The 19881-nt window shown below is 66.0% G+C and carries 17 protein-coding genes; 6 read left to right on the forward strand and 11 right to left on the reverse strand.

What is annotated here, in order from left to right; translation table 11 throughout:
- Positions 1–9: 9 nt before the first annotated feature.
- Complete coding sequence (locus CIW53_RS08185) at positions 10–1239, reverse strand: sterol desaturase family protein (RefSeq protein WP_149364233.1); 1230 nt, start codon at positions 1237–1239, stop codon at positions 10–12.
- 125 nt (positions 1240–1364) lie between these two features.
- Here CIW53_RS08185 and tldD point away from each other — a divergent pair, with 125 nt between their 5' ends.
- From tldD to CIW53_RS08200, 3 genes are all read left to right on the forward strand, one after another.
- Complete coding sequence (gene tldD / locus CIW53_RS08190; RefSeq protein ID WP_149364234.1) at positions 1365–2804, forward strand: metalloprotease TldD; 1440 nt, start codon at positions 1365–1367, stop codon at positions 2802–2804.
- Positions 2805–3006: 202 nt separating this feature from the next.
- Positions 3007–4395 carry a cytochrome C gene (locus tag CIW53_RS08195; protein ID WP_242451827.1) on the forward strand — a complete coding sequence of 463 codons (1389 nt, stop codon included), beginning with the start codon at positions 3007–3009 and terminating at the stop codon, positions 4393–4395.
- A gap of 437 nt (positions 4396–4832) precedes the next feature.
- Positions 4833–6464 (forward strand): S53 family peptidase, encoded by a 1632-nt coding sequence (locus CIW53_RS08200; protein WP_149364235.1) that lies wholly within the window; start codon positions 4833–4835, stop codon positions 6462–6464.
- Positions 6465–6788: 324 nt separating this feature from the next.
- Here CIW53_RS08200 and CIW53_RS08205 read toward each other — a convergent pair whose 3' ends face one another.
- The 3 genes from CIW53_RS08205 to CIW53_RS08215 all read right to left on the reverse strand — a co-directional run bounded on the left by CIW53_RS08205 (position 6789) and on the right by CIW53_RS08215 (position 8491).
- Positions 6789–7160, reverse strand: a complete 372-nt coding sequence (locus tag CIW53_RS08205; RefSeq protein ID WP_149364236.1) for a YciI family protein — start codon at positions 7158–7160, stop codon at positions 6789–6791.
- Positions 7161–7667: 507 nt separating this feature from the next.
- Positions 7668–8222, reverse strand: coding sequence for a ribosome biogenesis factor YjgA (yjgA, locus tag CIW53_RS08210; RefSeq protein WP_149364237.1), 555 nt, complete (start codon positions 8220–8222; stop codon positions 7668–7670).
- Between the two features lie 29 nt (positions 8223–8251).
- Positions 8252–8491 (reverse strand): DUF1653 domain-containing protein, encoded by a 240-nt coding sequence (locus CIW53_RS08215; protein WP_149364238.1) that lies wholly within the window; start codon positions 8489–8491, stop codon positions 8252–8254.
- Between the two features lie 106 nt (positions 8492–8597).
- Between CIW53_RS08215 and pmbA the strand changes: the two genes are divergently transcribed.
- Positions 8598–9980 (forward strand): metalloprotease PmbA, encoded by a 1383-nt coding sequence (gene pmbA / locus CIW53_RS08220; RefSeq protein ID WP_149364239.1) that lies wholly within the window; start codon positions 8598–8600, stop codon positions 9978–9980.
- A gap of 137 nt (positions 9981–10117) precedes the next feature.
- Here pmbA and CIW53_RS08225 read toward each other — a convergent pair whose 3' ends face one another.
- Complete coding sequence (locus CIW53_RS08225) at positions 10118–10495, reverse strand: gamma-glutamyltransferase (RefSeq protein WP_277949628.1); 378 nt, start codon at positions 10493–10495, stop codon at positions 10118–10120.
- Positions 10496–10567: 72 nt separating this feature from the next.
- On the opposite strand from CIW53_RS08225, the gene CIW53_RS08230 reads away from it, so the two are divergent.
- Positions 10568–11005 carry a DUF4870 domain-containing protein gene (locus CIW53_RS08230; protein ID WP_149364241.1) on the forward strand — a complete coding sequence of 146 codons (438 nt, stop codon included), beginning with the start codon at positions 10568–10570 and terminating at the stop codon, positions 11003–11005.
- Positions 11006–11120: 115 nt separating this feature from the next.
- Here the strand turns inward: CIW53_RS08230 and CIW53_RS08235 are convergent, their stop codons facing one another.
- The 5 genes from CIW53_RS08235 to CIW53_RS08255 form a co-directional block, all read right to left on the reverse strand.
- On the reverse strand, positions 11121–12020 hold the full coding sequence (locus tag CIW53_RS08235) for a polyprenyl synthetase family protein (protein ID WP_149364242.1): 900 nt from the start codon (positions 12018–12020) through the stop codon (positions 11121–11123).
- Positions 12004–12261: an exodeoxyribonuclease VII small subunit gene (locus CIW53_RS08240; protein WP_149364243.1), complete on the reverse strand. Its 258-nt coding sequence runs from the start codon at positions 12259–12261 to the stop codon at positions 12004–12006. Before CIW53_RS08240 ends, CIW53_RS08235 begins: the two co-directional genes overlap by 17 nt.
- Positions 12262–12326: 65 nt before the next feature.
- Positions 12327–13628, reverse strand: coding sequence for a tRNA lysidine(34) synthetase TilS (tilS, locus tag CIW53_RS08245; protein WP_149364244.1), 1302 nt, complete (start codon positions 13626–13628; stop codon positions 12327–12329).
- A gap of 10 nt (positions 13629–13638) precedes the next feature.
- Positions 13639–14379, reverse strand: coding sequence for an NYN domain-containing protein (locus CIW53_RS08250; protein WP_149364245.1), 741 nt, complete (start codon positions 14377–14379; stop codon positions 13639–13641).
- A gap of 150 nt (positions 14380–14529) precedes the next feature.
- On the reverse strand, positions 14530–15486 hold the full coding sequence (locus tag CIW53_RS08255) for an acetyl-CoA carboxylase carboxyltransferase subunit alpha (RefSeq protein ID WP_149364246.1): 957 nt from the start codon (positions 15484–15486) through the stop codon (positions 14530–14532).
- 156 nt (positions 15487–15642) lie between these two features.
- Between CIW53_RS08255 and CIW53_RS08260 the strand changes: the two genes are divergently transcribed.
- Positions 15643–16023 carry a YajD family HNH nuclease gene (locus tag CIW53_RS08260; protein WP_149364247.1) on the forward strand — a complete coding sequence of 127 codons (381 nt, stop codon included), beginning with the start codon at positions 15643–15645 and terminating at the stop codon, positions 16021–16023.
- A 53-nt stretch (positions 16024–16076) separates the two neighbouring features.
- Here the strand turns inward: CIW53_RS08260 and dnaE are convergent, their stop codons facing one another.
- A complete protein-coding gene (gene dnaE / locus CIW53_RS08265) occupies positions 16077–19649 on the reverse strand; it encodes a DNA polymerase III subunit alpha (protein WP_149364248.1) in 3573 nt (1190 codons plus the stop codon).
- Positions 19650–19881 lie beyond the last annotated feature (232 nt).

Genomic DNA, 19881 nt, shown 5'->3' on the forward strand with positions numbered 1-19881 from the left:
CGGTACCGGTCAGTAGCGCTCCGGCCCCTTCGGCGCTGGCGCTGCTTCCGCCGACTTGGTGCGGCCGCGGAACGGAAACAATTGCTGCTTCACGAAACCGTCGGGCATGTAGTCGCCGACCACGCCGTAGAGCTCCGGAAACTTCTTCGTCGACTTCACCGCGGTGCCGAACAGGTAGTCGAGGAACGCATAGTGCGCGGCGTAGTTTTTGTCGATCGCCTCGTCGTCGGAGGCGTGGTGCCAGTGGTGGAAGTCCGGCGTCACCAGCACGTATTTCAACGGTCCCCACGGCAGGTGCACGTTGGCGTGGTTGAACACCGCCTGGAAACCCACGATCAGGATGTAACCGTTCATCGCTGCCTCGGAAAAGCCGAGGATGTACAGCGGCGCCAGCACGCACACGCGGGTGGCGATCAGCTCCAGCATGTGCTGGCGCGAGCCGGCCAGCCAGTCCATCGTCTTCACGCTGTGGTGCACCGCGTGGAAGCGCCACAGGAAGGGCACCTCGTGATACGCACGGTGCGTCCAGTATTGCGCCAGGTCGGCCACCAGCACGCACAGCAGCAGCTGCGGCAGGAACGGGATGTCGCGTACGGCCTGCTGGAAGTTGCTGCTGACCAGCCAGCCGAACAGATGGTGCAGCAGGAAGTTCACCGTGAGCAGCGCCAGCCCCACGATGAAATGGTTCACCGCAAAATGCTTCAGGTCGGTCTGCCATTCCTTGCGGAAGATCGCCTGGCCCCGGTACAGCGGAAACAGCTTCTCGATCACCACGAAGATCAGCGTCGAGCCGAGCAGGTCGAGGATGAACCAGTCCAGCCCGAGGTATGGCGTGTGGTCGGGAAACTCGCCCACCGGCACGCGCGAGCCGCCCAGCGCCACCGCGGCGATCACCAGCGCGAACGCCACGATGTTGAGGTTGCGCTGGCGGCCAAGGATCACGTTGCCCAGCGAGATGCCGCCGGCCACCAGCAGTCCGATCAGCAGCACCTGGCGCAGCACGTCCACCGAATATTTGTGGCGAAGATCCGGCGTGGTCAGGTATTGCGGAAAGTGGAAGGCGAGCACCGCCAGCAGGCAGAGAAAGCCCAGCGACAGGGCGATCACGCCACTGAGCTTGCCCAGCCCCGGCTTCAACTCGCCGTCGCGATGCAGGAGCTCGCGGGTTTCCGCCACCGGCGCCTTCACGGCACGTTCGATGGCTTCGCGGGCAGCTCCGCGTTTCGACTGTTCGCTCATGGGTGATCCTTCACGTCAGGCGCCGGCTGGCACTGCCCGCATGGTACCGCGCCCGGACTTTAAAGCTGTCGGCGCCAGCCCCATGTGGGATAGTTCCGGATCGACCGCAGACAAGCTGATACCCCATGGATTCATTGATCGCCCTCGCCGAAAGCAAGCTGTTGTCCCCCGGCGGCATCGCCACCGGCGACCTCGACCGTGTGTTCACCCAGCTGATGGGCCCGTCGATCGACGCCGCCGACCTGTACTTCCAGCATTCGCGCAGCGAGTCGTGGACGCTGGAGGAAGGCATCGTCAAGGACGGCAGCCACTCGATCGAGCAGGGCGTTGGCGTGCGCGCCATGTCCGGCGAAAAGACTGGCTTTGCCTATTCCGACGAGATCGTGCTGCCGCAATTGCTGGAGGCATCGAAAGCCGCGCGCGCCATCGCCCACGACGGCAATGGCGCCGGTCGGCCGCTGGCGCTGCACAACGCCCGCGCGCTGTATCCGGCGATCGATCCGGTCGAAAGCCTGCCCAACCCCGACAAGATCGCCCTGCTGCGCGAGGTCGACGCGTACGCGCGCTCACGCGACCCGCGCATCAAGCAGGTCATCGTCAGCCTCGCCGCGACCATGGACACCATCCTGATCGCCGCCTCCGACGGCACCCTGGCCGCCGACGTGCGCCCGCTGGTGCGCATCAACATCCAGGTGATCGCCGAGCAGAACGGCCGGCGCGAGCAGGGTTACTCCGGCGGCGGCGGCCGCTACGGCTATCGCGAGCTGATCGAGAACGGCCGCGCGCTGGCGTTCGCCGACGAAGCGGTACGCCAGGCGCTGGTCAACCTGGATTCGGTCGACGCGCCGGCCGGCCAGATGACCGTGGTGCTCGGCCCCGGCTGGCCAGGCGTGCTGCTGCACGAGGCGATCGGCCACGGCCTGGAAGGCGACTTCAACCGCAAGGGCAGCTCCGCGTTCTCCGGCCGCATCGGCCAGCGCGTGGCGGCGAAGGGCGTCACCATCGTCGACGACGGCACCCTGGTTGGCCGCCGCGGTTCGCTCAGCATCGACGACGAAGGCACGCCGACCGAATGCACCACCCTGATCGAGGATGGCATTCTAAAAGGCTATATGCAGGACAAGCTCAACGCCCGCCTGATGGGCATGGCGCCGACCGGCAACGGCCGCCGCGAGTCGTTCACTGCGCTGCCGATGCCGCGCATGACCAATACCTACATGCGGGCCGGCCAGCACGACCCGGCCGAGATCATCCGCTCGGTGAAGAAGGGCCTGTACGCGCCGAACTTCGGCGGCGGCCAGGTCGACATCACCAACGGCAAGTTCACCTTCTCCGCCAGCGAGGCGTACCTGATCGAGGACGGCAAGATCACGCGTCCGGTGAAGGGAGCCACGTTGATTGGCTCAGGTCCGGATGTGCTCAACCGCGTCTCGATGATCGGCAACGACCTGGCGCTGGACGAAGGCGTGGGCGTGTGCGGCAAGGACGGGCAGAGCGTGCCCGTCGGCGTGGGCCAGCCGACGCTGAAGATCGACTCGATGACGGTGGGCGGCACCGCGTCGTAGCCGCGCGGGTCTGTTCGTTCGCCGGCGGCATGATTCCGCGGGTTCGAAAGTATTTGCGCGTCGGCGCATGGCGACCGTGGTGGCGACCTGCCGCGGCGAAACGGCGCCGCGCCGTTCATCGGATTACTTGATCGAAGTCAACACGTCGTGCATCCATCAGCTCAGGCTGGCGACATTCTTCCCGGCGACGGAGTGGATGCGCATGAACGGTCATTGCAAGGGCCACGCTGGTGGCCGGTTCGTGTCCATGCGCCTGCTGCGGCGCTGGGCGTTGCTGGCGGTGCTGGCGTGGCTGGCGGTCGTGCCCACCCTGGCGCTGGCATTGCCCTCGTACGCACGGCAAACCCAACTCGCCTGCGTGGCGTGTCACGTCGGTGCCTTCGGGCCGGAGCTCACCGCGTTCGGGCGACAGTTCAAGCTGATGGGCTACACCATGAAGGTCGGCGACGCGAAGGAGTTGCCGCTGTCGGCGATGCTGGTGGAGTCGTTCACGCATACGCAGAAGGCTCAGACCGATGCTCCCGCCAAGGGCTTCGGCAGCAACGACAACACCGAGCTGCAGCAGGCCTCGGTGTTCCTCGCCGGGCGGCTGAGCGAGCACATCGGCGTCTTCGCCCAGGCCACCTATTCCGAAAACGGCCGGCTGCTTGGCTGGGACAACGTGGACCTGCGTTACGCGCGCATGTTCAGCCGCGGCCGCCACACCGGTATCTGGGGTGTCACGATCAACAACAACCCCACCGTCAGCGATGTGTTCAACACCGCGCCGGCGTGGATGTACCCATACATGTCGGCGGACCTGGCGCCAGGCGCTCCGGCCCAGCCGATGCTGTTCGGCGGCTTGGGTGGTCAGGTGATCGGCGCCAGTGCCTACGTGCAACTGGACGGCGCCTGGCACCTGGAGGCCGGCGGCTATCGCTCGCTGTCGCCGGCGTTCCTGCGCCACGTCAATGCGGACTACGACGGCCGCCTGAGCGGGATCACGCCATACGCGCGGGCGGCCTACACCTGGAGCCTGCCCAAGGGCGACCTCACCGTCGGTGGCTTCTTGCTGAGCATGCGCCGCGGCCTGGCCGGCACCAACCTCGCCGGCGACGCGGTACCCGTGGCCGGGCCAACGGACCGCTTTCGCGATGTCGGGCTGGACTCCAGCTACCGATACGTCAATGCCGACCACAGCTTCACCGCGGGCGCACTGTACGTGCACGAGCAGCAACGCCTGGACGCCACCTACGCCGACGGCGGCGCCGATCATCTGCACAACAGCCTGCAGGCGTTCAACCTCAAGGTCAGTTACTGGTACCGGCAGACCTATGGTGTGACCCTGGCATCGTTCATCGATAACGGCAGCAACGACATCACCCTGTACGGCAACAACGGCTCGCCGGATACCCGCGGTGAATCCATCGAGCTCAACTACGCGCCGTTCGGCCAGCCCACTTCGTGGCGACAGCCCTGGGTCAACGTGCGGTTGGGCCTGCAGTACACCTACTTCACGCGCTTCAGCGGACTGGTGCACAACATCGACGGGGCAGGGCGCAACGCCAGTGCCAACAACACGCTCTACTTTTACGTGTGGCTGGCGATCTGAACCGCGGCGTCGCGCCCGTGCACCGAAGCGCAGCAAACTCGCCGCCGGCAGGAAGATCCATTCGCCCCGGGTGAAGTCGCAGGCGTTTGCTGCGACACGACCTTGTGCGCGGCAGCCTCGGCTGCATCCGGAGCGAAGGGTTGGAGACAGGCCAGGGGGCGCCGCCCGTGGACAGGTCTGGCGTACGCGCAGCAAGTCGGGTTCGGATGTGGCGGCGGATTAGTCGCCAGTTCCTGCGATTACGTAATGTATTGCGAATCAATTATTTGATTCCATTTTTTTGACGGGCGCACGGATCATTGGAAGCCGCGGCGTGTTAGCGTCGAACGCTGGCGCGGTCGGGAATTTGTCCGGGGGGACCCACGGCCGCGTCATGGGATTCCGGCCCGTTGGCGACCGGGATTTTTCTGTTCGCACCATCAATTCGGGGATGAACCATGCAGATGAAGAAGACTTCGCTGTGCTTGGCGATGGGGGCAATCTGGGCGCTGGCGTCCACGGTCGCAACGGCGGCCGGCGTCGATGCAACCTGGAGAACGACGTCCACACACGCCCACGTGCCGGCCGCGTCGGTGAACATGGGTGACCTGGTGGCATTCGACATGCCGCTGCACGTGCAGGTGGCGTTGAAGATCCAGAACAAGGGCGCGCTCGACGATTTCATCGCCGCTGCGCACAACCCGGCCAGCCCGCTGTTCCGCGCCAAGCTGCAGGCGGGCGATGTGGCCGCGAATTTCCTGCCGAGCCAGGCGCAGGCGCAGGCCGTGGCCGATTACCTGAGTCGGTCCGGCTTCACCAACGTCAGCGTCTCCGCCAACCGCCTGCTGGTTTCGGCGGACGGTACCGCCACCAACGCGAAGGCGGCGTTCGGTACGCGTTTCGTCAAGACTACCGATGAACACGGTCGCGCCGCGTACGCCAACATCGACGATGCCAAGGTGCCGGCCGCGCTGGCGGATGTCGTGCTGTCGGTGAGTGGTCTGCAAACCGTATCGCATCCGCACACCATGATCGTTGCGGCCTCCTCCCAGGGGCGCGTGGAGAAGGGCAAGCCGGGCGGTGGCGGCGGTGCTACCTTGGTGGGTCACAACCCGACCACCTTCGCGAGCATCTACGGCGCTGGTGGCACACCCACGGCTTCCACCATCACCGTGGGCATCATCAGCGACGGCGACATGACGCAGCCGCTGAAGGATCTCAACCAGTTCACCACCACCAACGGCCTGCCTGCGGTGAACACCCAGGTGGTGACCGTGGGTACGCCGGGTACGGATACCAGCGGTACGCCCGAATGGGATCTGGACAGCCAGGATATCGTCGGTATGTCCGGCGGCGTCGGCAAGCTGATCTTCTACGCCGCCAATTCGCTGACCAACAGCGCGCTCACCGCAGCGTTCAACAAGGTGGTCAGCGACAACCAGGCTCAGGTCATCAACGTGTCGCTCGGCGAGTGCGAGACCAGCGCCTATCAGGACGGCTCGATGGCGGCGGACGACCAGATCTTCGCTCTGGGTGTGGCGCAGGGGCAGACGTTCTCCATCTCCACCGGCGACTCCGGCTCGAACGAGTGCACCAAGAAGCCGACCGGCACCACGCCGAGCTATCCGGCCAGTTCGCCGTATGTGGTGGCGGTGAGCGGCACCTCCCTGAGCACCGGCACGTCGAACAGCTGGGTGAGCGAGACGCTGTGGAGCGGTGCAGGCGGCAGTCCCAGCACGGTGGAGGCGAAACCGAGCTGGCAGACACAGGGCGGCGGCACTACCCGCGACGTGGCCGACGTGGCTTTCGATGCCGACCCGAATTCGGGCGCCATCATCATCGTCAACGGCAGCAACGCACAGTACGGCGGCACTAGCCTGGCGGCGCCGCTGTTCGCCGCCACCTGGGCCCGCATGCTGGCGGCCCATCCGGGTCTGGGCTTCGCGGCACCGCACCTGTACACCGTGTCCACCGCCAGCTATCACGACATCACCTCCGGCAGCAATGGCGGCGAGACCGCGACGGTCGGCTGGGACTACGCCAGCGGATTCGGCAGCAGCATCGTTAGTGCGTTGAACGCGGGGCTGTAGCTCCCGCGATGCGTCGCGCGGGCGTCCGCCGAGAGGAGGGCGCCCGCGTTGTATTTGGCCCATGTGCAATTGCTGTGCGGCCGGTCGACCCCGCCTCACCGCAGCACAGCGGCCCTGGCTGGAGCAGCGGGCCATCCCGGCCCGCACCCGGTACTCAACCGCTGCGCGGTTGCGAGAGCTGGAGGGCTCTTGGCGTTGGATGGAAAATCCGCCTAGGGGTGAGTGCCTGCTTTCGGTCAGACATTGCCGCGATGACTCACGAAGCCGTAAAGATGTTTGTGGAGAAAGGAGCCCAAAGCATTTTTGATGCGGGCGCCCAAGCCATCATTGGGCCAGGTAGAAATCCATGGGGATAAGCTCGATGGCCCATCCGCATTCTTCGCCCAGCGTGGCGGCCGGGTGCATGGATGCGATGCGCAGCGCCTCGTCGCGGCTGTCCGCCTCGATGATGAACAGTCCGCCCACCACTTCCTTCGACTCGGCGTAAGGCCCATCGGTGACCTGCGTCTTGCCGTTGCGCGGGCGAAGCGTCCTCCAGCTGTCCAGGTCGCCAAGCGACGCGGAAACCAGAACCTTGCCGGTAGCGCGCATCTTCTCGTCCAATGCCGGGCATTGGCTCACCAAATCCTTGACATCGCCTGGCTCCATCGCGGCGAATTTTTCGGGGGTGAAGTAGGCCAGGCCGAGGTATTTCATGGGAGATCCTTTGGGTGGGAATGCACTGACGACGAAGCTGATGATCGGAAATCGACAATACTCCGGGAGAGTTTGCAGCGGGTCTCGGCCATTCTGTCCGTTTGGGGTCGATAGCCGTCAGCATCCGCAGGCGCTGCACCAAGACCATGGGGCATCGCGGAAGTAGTGGTTCCGGACAACTGGCTGATGGGTGAAAAACGAACTGGCACGAAGAGGTGTTTGCGCCGCTCGTCACGACGACAACAGCCCTGCGGAGTCGACCGAAATGTCTCCCCGGACTTGGTGGGCATGGCGAGGGCATGGCTGCCCGGGTTGAGACAACGCAGGAGCGGTTGCCCGATGCCCGGCAAGCGCCAGGCGGGGTGTCGTTTTCTCTTGGGTACTTCTCTGTTGGAAAAGCCAAAGAGAAGTGCCTCGGCTGCCGAAGGCAGACCAAAGCTCTTGCTTTCAACCTCACAACTCCCAGGAGCCCGCGAGCGGGCTCCTGCGGATATCGGGTTGCGGGCGTCAGCCCTCGGCCGAATCGTCCGACTGCGCCAGATCCTTCAACAACTGGAAAATTTCCCGATAGGCCTTTGGCGGCTTGTTCGGCGTGTCCTTCTCCACGCGCGCCTGCCGTACCAGCGACCGCAAATGCTGGCGATCGACCTGCGGATGCTCGGCGATCAGTTCGGACAATGCCGCTTCATCCTCGGCAATCAACCGGTCACGCATTGCTTCGAGGCGATGCATCGCGGCGGTTTCCTGGCGCTGCTTGTCGCGGTTCTCGCCGAGTTCGGCGCGCACCGCGGCGAAGTCCTCGTCGCCGTAGCGGCGCATGACCTTGGCGAGGAAGGCCAGCTGGCGCTTCTTCGCGCCGTGGGAAGGGGTGCGGCGGGTGACGTCGATCTCGTGGCGCACGTCGTCCGGAAGCGCCAGCTTGGCCAGCCGGCTCGGTTGCAGGTCGACCAGTTGTTGCGCCAGTGTCAGGACGGCCAGGGCTTCGCGGCGCTTCTGGGTGCGGCTGGGGCCGTAGTCTTCTTCGTCGAGTTCGGTCTGGTTGCGGCTGCGGCTCGGGCTCACGGTATTCAATTCCAGGAATGGGGCGGTGATCAGCTGTGTCGATCGTCGTTGGCGGGATCGGCCTGCTCCAGTGCGAAGCGGGCGATCGGTTCGCCGTCCAGTTCGATGGTCTCGCTGAACATCGCGGCGGGGCGTACCCACAGGCCGTGATCGCCGTAGAGCGCCTGGTAGACCACCAGCGGTTCCATCGTTTCGCTGTGGTGTGCAGTGCCCAGCACGCGGTAGCGCTGACCCTTGTAGTGGCGATAGATGCCGGCGGTGGGTTGCATGGCGTTCTCCGCAGCTCTTTTCATTTCGCCGCCGCGCCCCCACGTTTTGGGGTCGGCGGTCGCGAACCGCTTATTCTACCCGTCTATTTCCCAGGAAACCCCAACCGTGAGCGAAGTTGCCATCAGCCAGGACCGCAACCTGCCGGATCGTAGTCAGGATGAACTCGATCGACTGGCGGAGCTGGCCGAGGACGTGATCCGCCGCGCCCGCGCCGCCGGTGCCAGCCAGGCCGAGGTGGCGGCGAGCATCGACACGGGCTTGAGCGTGAACGTGCGCCTGGGCGAGGTGGAGACGGTGGAGCACACCCGCGACCGCGGTTTCGGGCTTACCGTGTACTTCGGCCAACGCAAGGGCTCGGCCAGCACCGCCGACCTGCACCCGGACTCGATCCAGGCCACGCTGGAGCAGGCCTGCGCGATCGCGCGCTTCACCGAGGCTGATCCAGCCGCGGGACTGGCCGATGCGGCGCGCATGGCAGTGTCATTCCCCGACCTGGACCTGTGGCATCCGTGGGACATCGACACCACACGCGCGATCGAGCTGGGCATCGCCATCGAGGCGGCCGGCCGCGCGCATGCGGGCATCAGCAATTCCGACGGCGCAAGCGTGCAGGCCGGGCAGGGGCTGTCGGTGTACGCGAACTCGCATGGCTTCGTCGGACGCGAGCGCGGCACGCGGCATTCGCTGTCGCTGGCGCTGATCGCCGGCGACGAGGACGGCATGCAGCGCGACTACTGGTACGACAGCGTGCGCGCCGCCGGCGATTTCATCAGCGCGCAGGCGCTCGGCGACAAGGCAGCCGAACGCACGCTGGCGCGCATGGGCGCGCGCGGCCTGTCGACGCGGCAGTGCCCGGTGCTGTTCGCGCCGGAGCTGGCGCGCGGGTTGATCGGTCACCTGCTCGGCGCGGTCAGCGGCGGCGCGCTGTATCGCCAGGCCAGCTTCCTGCTCGACCATGTCGGCAAGCCGGTGATGCCGGCTTGGCTCAACATCAATGAAAAGCCGCGGCTGCCGCGTGGCCAGGGTTCGGGCAATTTCGATGCGGAGGGCGTGGCCACGCGCGACAGTGCGTTGATCGAAGGCGGTGTGCTTGCGCGTTACGTGCTGGGCAGCTATTCGGCGCGCAAGCTCGGGCTGGAGTCGACCGGCAACGCCGGTGGCATCCACAACCTGGTCGTGGAGCCGGGCGCGGCCGACGGCGAGCGCACCGATTTCGAAGGCATGCTGCAACGCCTGGGCAGCGGCCTGCTGGTGACCGAGGTGATGGGACAGGGCGTGTCCACCGTCACCGGCGATTATTCGCGCGGTGCGGCCGGCTTCTGGGTCGAGAACGGCCAGGTCGCTTATCCGGTGGAAGGGATCACCATCGCGGCGAACCTGCGCGAGATGTTCGCCGGCATCGTCGCGGTGGGCACGGATATCGACCCACGCTCGCACATCCTCACCGGTTCGATCCTTCTGGAGCGGATGACGGTGGCCGGCGAATAGCTGCGTTTTTTTGCGAATGCGGAAGCGCACACCGCATCGGGTTTTGGAGGCTCTGCGTGCGATGCCGTCGCTTGTGCCTTCGCAGGGTGGGCAGTCCCTGCCCTGCGAAAAGCAGGGGCATCCTCACGCATCAGGCATCAATAGCCCGCCGCTTTCCCGGCCGGGCGGCGAGGATCGTTGGCGCCTTCCAGCAAGCCGGTCTTCGGATCGATCATGATGGCCTCGTCGGCGCCAATCGCCCCGACCGCCTTGAAGGTGTGGCCCATCGCTTCGAGCGTTTTCTGTGACTGCGGCGCAAGCAGTCCCGCCTCGGCGTAAACGACTTCCGGGTACCACTGGTGGTGCATGCGTGGCGCGTCGATCGACTGCTGCGGGTTCATGCCGAAGTCGATCACGTTGACGATGCTTTCCATGGTGGTCGAGATGATGGTGGCGCTGCCTGGGCTGCCGGTCAGCATGAGGCGACCGGGCGAATCGACGACGCCGGCGCAAATTACTGCGGAAAAGCGGGCCAAGGCTTGCTAGCATCATCCCGACCGGCAATGGGCCGGTGCTTGTCGCCGCACTTTCGACTTAAGGAGATACGCATGAGCGTTCCACCCGAGTCTGTCATCCCGCCCCCGCCGGACGATTCGTCGCTGCACGGGGCTCCCCCGGCCGATCAGCGGCAGTGGGCGATGTTCGCGCATCTGTCCGCGCTGCTCGGCGCCATCCTGACCGGCGCTTTCGGTGGCGGCTGGGGTTGCTTCATCGGCCCGCTGATCATCTGGCTGGTAAAGAAAGACACCATGCCGTTCGTCGACGATCAGGGCAAGGAAGCGCTGAACTTCAACATCACCGTGGCCATCGCGTTCGTGATCCTGTTGCTGCTGACGGTGATGACGCTCGGCATCGGCCTGGTCATCGCGATACCGCTGTGGATCATCATCGGCATCGCCTGGCTGGTGTTCACGATCATCGCGGCGATCAAGGCGAACGAAGGCGTGCGTTACCGCTATCCGTTCACGTTGCGTCTGATCAAGTAGCACGCTGCAATCGGTAGGAGCCCACTCGTGGGCGATGCTTCTTGCGTTTGCTCATGAAGAGCATCGCCCACGAGTGGGCTCCTACATTCTTGTGTGCGGGAACGGCGCGGCGAGGTTAGTGCTTCCGGCTGGCCGAGTAGTGCGCCAGTTCCTGCAGCAGGGCGGCTGGCCGGCCCAGCGGCGCGATCGCGGCGAGTGCGTCGTCGGTCAGCTCGGCCAGCCGCGCGCGCGAGGCGTCGAGGCCGATGATCGAGGGGAAGGTGGGCTTGTCGGCAGCGGCGTCCTTGCCGGCGGTCTTGCCGATCACCGCCGATTCGCCTTCCACGTCGAGGAGGTCGTCGCGCACCTGGAAGGCCAGCCCGACCGCATTGGCATAGCGATCGAGCGCTTGCAGCGTATCGGCATCGGCACCGCTGATGAGCGCCCCCAGTTGCACCGAGGCGCGGATCAGGGCGCCGGTCTTGCAGGCGTGCATGTGCTCGAGTTCGGCCAGTGTCAGTTTGCGGCCGACGGCCGCGAGGTCGAGCGCCTGTCCGCCGGCCATGCCTTCGGCGCCGCAGGCGCGACCCAGTGCGCGCAGCATCGCCATGCCGGTGGCGGCGTCGATCCGCTGCGTCGCGTCGTCTGCCAGCAACTCGAACGCCAGCGCCTGCAGTGCATCGCCGGCCAGGATCGCCATCGCCTCGCCGAACACGATGTGGCAGGTCGGACGGCCGCGGCGCAGCGCATCGTCGTCCATCGCGGGCAGGTCGTCGTGCACCAGCGAGTAGGCATGGATCAGCTCCACGGCGCAGGCCGCCGGATCGAGTTGGGGACCATCCTGGCCGAGCGCCTGCGCTGTTGCGTAGACCAGCAGCGGGCGCAACCGCTTGCCGCCGCCAAGCACGGCGTAGCGCATGGCACGGTGGAGCTCGGGGGGAGAGTGCTCGGCTTGCGGCAGGCTGGTGCTCAATGCCTGTTCGGCACGAGCCACCAATGCCTGCAGCGCCGGACCCAGTTCAGAGTTCGGGTTCAAACGGTTGGGCGTTGTCGGGGGCATCGGGATCCAGCAGCAGGCGCACGCGCAGTTCGGCTTGTTGCAGCGACTGCTGGCAGTGGCGGAACAGCCCGATGCCGCGCTCGAACGAAGCCAGTGATTCGTCGAGGCTCAGCTCACCACCTTCCATCTTCGCGACCAGTTGCTCCAGCTCGTCGAGCGAGTGTTCGAAGTCGACGACGGGCGGGGTTTTGCCGGGTGCGGGAACGGTCTTGGCCATGACCCGCAACGCTAACGCAGCGACCGTCCGGAATCAATCTGCGCGTGGGGTTTGCGCGATGTGGATCAGCGTCCCGGACGCCACCGCGGTCGTGCGCCGGCCTGCCGGAAAATGGCGGCGCCACGCGCGCTGATCCAGCGTTCGGCCACCGCCACCAGCTCATCGTCGGCATACAGCAGCGGACAGACGGCGCGCTGCCACGGCGGCATCGATGCCTGCTGGAACAGGTCGCGCAGTTCGCGCGTGTGTGCATTGCCGTCGGGCTTGATGCGTTCGCCGCCGCGACGCAGGCGCAAGTTCAATGGCTCGGCCAGCCGGGCGCCATCCGGTGCCAGCGACAATATGCCGCCGTCGGGCAAGGCGATGGGCTCGCCGCGCCAGGGTACTTGCCAGTCAGCATCCACGTCTTGCCCGGGCGGCAGTGCCCACAACCGGCCTTTCCAGACATGCAGCTCGGCACCGGTCCAGCGGATGCATGGCAGCCGCCCGGCGCGGGCCTTGCATTGACGTTCGATCTGCCGGCGCTGGGCGGTGGTGGGCGCGGGCAGGCCGCGCGCATGCAGCCAGTGGTCGAGCATCGGTTCGCGCAGCGCCCTGGCCAGCGCCAGCCAGCCATCGGCGTCCAGGCTGCCGCTGGCGGGATCGTGCAGGACATCGAACGCAGCCAGCCATTGCGTACGCAGGCTGTCGGCGGCGGCGCGGCAGAGCATGGCGCTGTGCAGGATCGAATCCACCGCCTGCGGCCAATGTTGTTTCAGCCGGGGCAAGATTTCATGGCGCAGCTGGTTGCGCGCCAGTCGCGTATCGGCGTTGGAGGGATCGTCGATGCAATCGAGCCGGTGCGTTTCCACGTAGTCACGCAGCTGCTGGCGCGACAGGGTCAGCAACGGACGCCAGAGCTGACCACGGCCGAACGGACGCAGCAGGTGCATGCCGCCCAGGGCATCGGGCCCGGCGCCGCGCAGCAGTTTCAGCAATACGGTCTCGGCCTGGTCGTCGCGATGATGGCCGAGCAGCAGCCACTCGTCATCGTGCAGTGCCTCGGCGAGTGCACCGTAGCGCGCATTGCGGGCGGCTGCCTCCAGCCCGATTCCGTCGCGCCTGTCGACCTGCACACGAAGCACGTCGCACGGTACCGCCAGAGTGAAGCAGAAGCGTCGACAATGTTCTGCCCACTGCCCGCTGTCGGCCTGCAGGCCGTGATCGACGTGCAGCGCGCGCAGGCCGCGCGCACGCGCGTCGGGCAGTTGCGCGAGCGCGTGCAACAGCGCGCTGGAATCGGGTCCGCCGCTGAGTGACACGCACAACGCCGCGGGCGGTGCTGCCATCAGTGCGGCGAGCAGGTGCTGGTGCAGCGGGTCGCTCACTTCGAAGCGCTCATTTCTTCGGGGCGCGAGGTCGCACGTAAATGTGTTTGCCGTTGCCGATGTGGCGCTCCTCGGTATCGAACAGGCCGATGCCCTTGATCAGTCCGCTGAGCTTGGCGTAGCCGTAGTTGCGCGAATCGAAATCGGGCGACTGCTTGTTGATGATGCTGCCGATCGGACCCAGCCCGGCCCAGCCGGTATCGTCCGAAGCCGCTTCGATGGCGCCGCGCAGCAGGTTCATCAGGTGCGTATCGCCACGCAATTCTTTCGCTGAGCGCTGCTTGGGTGCGGCCTCGGTCTCGGCCTCGGTGGTGCCGGCCAGTACCTCGGTATAGATGAACTTGTCGCAGGCGGTGCGAAACGGTTCGGGCGTCTTGCGCTCGCCGAAACCGTAAACGGTCAACCCCGATTCGCGGATGCGCGAGGCTAGCCGGGTGAAATCGCTGTCGCTGGAGACGATGCAGAAACCGTCGAAGCGCCCGACGTACAACAGGTCCATCGCATCGATGATCATCGCCGAGTCGGTGGCGTTCTTGCCCACGGTGTAGCGGAATTGCTGGATCGGCTGGATCGAGAGGCGCAGCAGCACGTCCTTCCAGCCGTTGAGGTCGGGCTTGGTCCAGTCGCCATAGATGCGCTTGACGTGCGCGGTGCCGTACTTGGCGATCTCGGCCAGCAGCCCTTCGACGATCGCCGGGCGGGCGTTGTCGGCATCGATCAGGACGGCGAGCTTGGTGGTGTCGTGGGCCATGGCGAAATCCGACGGAGAGGATGGACCGATGGTAGCGCTGGGCGCAGGCTGATTGGGGCACCCATGGGAACGGCTTCAGCCGCGACGCTTTTCGGTTGCCTGAAAAGCATCGCAGCTGAAGCCGCTCCCACAGGAAGAATCGGAGTCGCGTTACTCCTGATACGCCCCGTAGCTGCGCAGACGCTTGTAGCGCTGCTCCAGCAGGTCGGCGATCGGCATGGCTTCCAGCTCGTCGAGCTGCTTCAGCAGCACGGCTTTCAATCGGATCGCCATCGAGCGTGGATTGCGGTGGGCGCCGCCGAGCGGTTCGCGCACCAGCTTGTCGACCAGGCCCAGTTCGAGCAGGCGCGGCGCGGTCATGCCGAGCGCTTCGGCGGCGTCCTTGACCTTGTCCGGGCTCTTCCACAGGATCGAGGCACAGCCTTCGGGCGAGATCACCGAATAGGTCGAGTACTGCAGCATGTTGGTGCGGTCGCCCACGCCGATCGCCAGTGCCCCGCCGGAACCGCCTTCGCCGATCACGGTGCACACGATCGGCACCTTCAGCTCGGCCATCTCCAGCAGGTTGCGCGCGATCGCCTCGCTCTGGCCGCGTTCCTCGGCGCCGACGCCGGGGTAGGCACCGGGGGTGTCGATCAGGGTCAGCAGGGGCAGGCCGAAACGCTCGGCCATCTTCATCAGGCGCAGCGCCTTGCGGTAGCCTTCGGGGCGCGGCATGCCGAAGTTGCGACGCACCTTGTCCTTGGTGTTGCGGCCTTTCTGGTGGCCGATGATCACCACCGGCCGGCCGTTGATGCGGCCGAGACCGCCGACGATGGCGGCGTCTTCCGCGTACATGCGGTCGCCGGCCAGTTCGTGGAATTCCTCGCAGATCACGCCGATGTAGTCGAGCGTGTACGGGCGCGCCGGGTGGCGCGACAGCTGGGTGGTCTGCCACGAGTTGAGGTTGCGGAAGATCTCGGCGGTCTTGACCTTCAGCTTCTCGCGCAGGCGACCGACTTCCTCGTCGATGTTGAACGCCTGGCCGCTGCTGGCGTGGCGAAGCTCTTCGATCTTCGCGTCCAGTTCGGCAATGGGTTGTTCGAAATCGAGGAAGTTTGGGTTCATTCGTGGCATATCGGAGCACAGAAGCGGCTCAGTATACCGTTACGCAAGAAAAGACGAGAACGCTGCCGTATGGCTGCGGAGGGCGCCGAAAGCCTGCCGTGAGCCGGGTGATTGCGCTATCGTCCGCCCCATCAAGCTGCCTGACGGAATCCGACCATGCCGAACCCGCCGTCCATCGACAACGCCAAACTCGACCGCATCGTGGCCGAGGCACGGCGCAACGCCGAGCAACGCGAGCTGGGCTATCGCGAGCGGGCGTTGAAGATGTATCCGTGGATCTGCGGCCGCTGCGCGCGCGAGTTCACCCGCGCGAACCTGCAGGAACTGACCGTGCACCACCGCAACCACGACCACGACTACAACCCGCCCGACGGCAGCAACTGGGAGCTGCTGTGCGTGTATTGCCACGACAACGAGCACTCGCGGCATATCGACCATGTGCGCGGCGGGGTGATGGCGGTGGATGACGCGCCTGCGGCCACCGGGAATCCGTTTGCCGACCTGAAGGCGATGATGGAGCGTGGCAAAAAAGCGTAGGGGCACGAATGCGTCGTGGGAGCGGTTGAAGCCGCTCCCACGGATGCGCAAGTTCAATCCTGCTGCTTGACGATGCGCAGCCTTGCGGCCTGTACGCCCGGCAGGGCGCGGACGCTGCGCAGCAGGTCGGGGATGGCGTCGACGCGCCAGGCTTCGCCGAGTTCGAGGTCGGCCTGGGCGTTGCGGTTGCGGTAGCCGTGCAGGGTCACGCTGGCACGGCCGCCGCGGTAGCCGGCCAGTGCGTGTTGCAGCTGGCCGACGAAGTCGGGGCCGATGCCGTTCAATTTCAGTTGCAGCAGGCGTGCGTGTTTGCGGCAGGCGTCGGCCAGTGACATAGCGCTGCGTGCGCGCAGCTGGAAACCGCCGCCGGAGAAGTCGTCGATGCGCAGGCCGCCATCGACGATCAGCATCTGGTCGCGGGTGAGCAGCGGTGCGATCTGCTGGTACAGCTCGCCGAAGAAGCTCACCTCGATGATGCCGCTGCCGTCTTCCAGCCGCACGAAGGCGTCGCTGTCGCCGCGCTTGCGCACGGCGGTGACCATGCCGGCGACGGTCCATGGCGTGTCGGGGCCGCGGCGGAAACGGTTGTTGTCGCCGTCGTCGTTCTTGCGCGGCTTCGGCGGCTGGTAACGGTCGACGATCTCGCCGAGCGGGCAAGTCGACAACTGTGCCAGCTCGTCCTTCCACGGATCGGTGGGATGGCCGGACAGATAGTGACCGAGGGTGTCGCGCTCGCCCTGCAGCTTCTGCTCCAGCGGCCATTCCGGCACGGTCGGCAGGTCGATCTTCAGTACCGGCGTGGTGCTGCCCATGGCGGCGCCGAACATGTCGTTCTGGCCGGACTGCTTGTCGCGCAGATGTTGTTCGGCGGCCTTGATCGCATCGGGCAACTGCAGCATCAGGCTGGCGCGGTTTGCCGCCAGCGCGTCCAGCGCGCCGGCCATGATCAACGCTTCCAGCACGCGGCGGTTGAGCTTGGTGGGATCGACGCGGCGGCAGAAGTCGGCCAGGTCGGTGTACTTGCCGTGGGCGCGTTCGGCCACGATCGCTTCGCAGGCACCCTGGCCGACACCCTTGATCGCGCCGAGGCCGTACTGGATCGTGCGAGCGCCCTGGCGCGACGCGGCAGACAACGTGTCCGGTTCGACCGCGACGAACATGTACTCGGACGCGTTGACGTCCGGCGGCTGCACGGTGATGCCGATGGCGCGCGATTCGTCGAGGAAGGTCACCACCTTGTCGGTGTTGTCCATGTCCGAGGAGATCGTCGCGGCCATGAATTCGGCCGGGTAATGCGCCTTCAGCCAGGCGGTCTGGTAGGAGACCAGCGCATAAGCGGCGGCGTGCGACTTGTTGAAGCCGTAGCCGGCGAATTTCTCCATCAGGTCGAAGATCGAGTCGGCCTTCTCGCCAGTCAGGCCATCCTTCGCCGCACCCTCGCGGAACTTGGCGCGCTCCTTCGCCATCTCCTCGAGCTTCTTCTTGCCCATCGCGCGGCGCAGCAGGTCGGCGCCGCCGAGCGAGTAGCCGCCCACGATCTGCGCCATCTGCATCACCTGCTCCTGGTAGACCATGATGCCGTAGGTCTCTTTCAGGATCGGCTCGACGCGCGGGTCGGGATACTCCACTTCCTCGCGGCCGTGCTTGCGCGCCACGAAGCTGGGGATCAGGTCCATCGGGCCGGGGCGGTACAGCGCGACCAGCGCGATGATGTCCTCGAAGCGGTCGGGTTTCGCGTCCTTCAGCATGCGCTGCATGCCGGAGGATTCGAGCTGGAATACGGCGACGGTCTGCGCCTTCTTCAGCAGCTCGTACGGCGCCGGGTCGTCCAGCGGCAACGCCGAGATGTCCAGCGCTGCCTCGCCGGTCTTCGCGCGGCGCGCGTTGATCGCCTTCACTGCCCAGTCGATGATGGTCAGTGTGCGCAGGCCGAGGAAGTCGAACTTCACCAGGCCGACGGCCTCGACGTCGTCCTTGTCGTACTGGGTCACCACGCCGCCGCCGCCGGCTTCGCAGTACAGCGGCGCGAAATCGGTCAGCGGGCTCGGCGCGATCACCACGCCGCCGGCATGCTTGCCGGCGTTGCGGGTGAGGTTTTCCAGGCTCAGCGCCAGGTCGATCAGCGCGCGCGCTTCTTCGTCCTGTTCGTAGGTTTCGCAGAATTCCTTGACGACGCGGTCGGTCTCTTTCTTCGATTTTTCCGAACGACCCAGCGCGTCGGAAAGCGTCAGGTCGAGCGGTCGCGGCGGCACCATCTTGGCCAGCCGGTCGACCTGGCCGTACGGCATGCTGAGCACGCGGCCGGAGTCGCGCAGCACCGCCTTGGCCGCCATCGAGCCGTAGGTGATGATCTGGCTGACGCGGTCGCGGCCGTACTTGCGCGCCACGTAGTCGATCACCTCGTCGCGGCGGTCCATGCAGAAGTCGATGTCGAAGTCGGGCATCGACACGCGTTCGGGGTTGAGGAAGCGCTCGAACAGCAGGTTGAATTGCAGCGGATCGAGGTCGGTGATCTTCAGCGCCCAGGCGACCAGCGAACCGGCACCGGAACCGCGGCCTGGACCGACCGGGATGCCGTTCTGTTTGCCCCAGTTGATGAAGTCCGCCACGATCAGGAAGTAGCCGGGGAAGCCCATCTCGATGATGACGTCGAGCTCGCGTTCCAGCCGTGCCTCGTAGTCGGCCAGGGTGTGGTCGGCGGCCAGCGGCGCACTGGCCAGTCGTTCGCGCAGGCCCTGCCGCGAGAGTTCGCGGATGTGGCTGTTGAGGTCGTGCCCGTCGGGCACCGGGAAGTCGGGCAGGTAGTAAGTGCCGAACTTCAGCTCCAGCGTGCAGCGCTTGGCCAGCTCGACGGTGTTTTCCAGCGCCTCGGGAAGATCCGCGAACAGCGCGGCCATTTCCTCGGGCGTCTTCAGGTATTGCTGGTCGCTGTATTCGCGCGGGCGTTTCGGATCGGCCAGCACGCGGCCCTGGTTGATGCACACGCGTGCCTCGTGTGCACCGAAGTCGTCCTGCTTGAGAAAGCGCACGTCGTTGCTGGCCAGTACCGGCAAACCGAGTTCGGCGGCCAGCGCCAGCGCGGCGGTGTTCCAGTTTTCCTCACCATCGCGGCCGCAGCGGGTCAACTCCAGGTACAGCCGATCCGGGAACAATCGCGTCAACGGGCGCAGCTTCGTCAGTGCCGCATCGATGCCCTGGTTCGTCGCGATGCGCCCGACTTCGCTGTCGCGGCCGAGGAGGGCGATCAGGCCACTGGTGGCGTCGGGCGTCAGCCACGACGCATCGACCAGTGCGTGGCCGCCGTGCTGGCCCTCCTGCCACGCGCGCGAGACCAGGCGCGAGAGATTCAGGTAGCCGTCGCGGTCCTGGCACAGCAGGGCAAGTCGCCATGGACGCGGGTCGTCCAGCGCGGAGATCCGCAAGTCGCAGCCGCCGATCGGCTTGATCCCGGCCGCGTTGCAGGCTTTGTAGAACTTCACCAGCGCGAACATGTTGCTGTCGTCGGTCAGCGCCACGGCCGGGATGCCGTCGCGCACGCAGGCGGCGACCAGCGCCTTGATGCGGATGGTCGAATCGACCAGCGAATATTCGCTGTGCAGGTGCAGGTGGGTGTAACGGACGGTCATGCAGGTTTACACGGTGAGTCCGTGCAGGCTAACCGGCGTCCGGCACAGCGGCAAGATTGACTTCGGCGGTCATTGCGCGAACCGTTGCACGTCAACGTGCAAGCCCTGGTTTGCCGGGTCATCGACTCCGCTGGCGTTGCGCACGCGGATATCGCGCATGACTCCTGCGTTTCGTTCGGCAAGTCTCCGATTGCCTGGCGACGAGCGCTGCGGATGCCCGTCGCCGGACCGA

Origin of the sequence: Rhodanobacter sp. T12-5 (assembly GCF_008329435.1) — a bacterium.
Lineage (GTDB): Bacteria > Pseudomonadota > Gammaproteobacteria > Xanthomonadales > Rhodanobacteraceae > Rhodanobacter.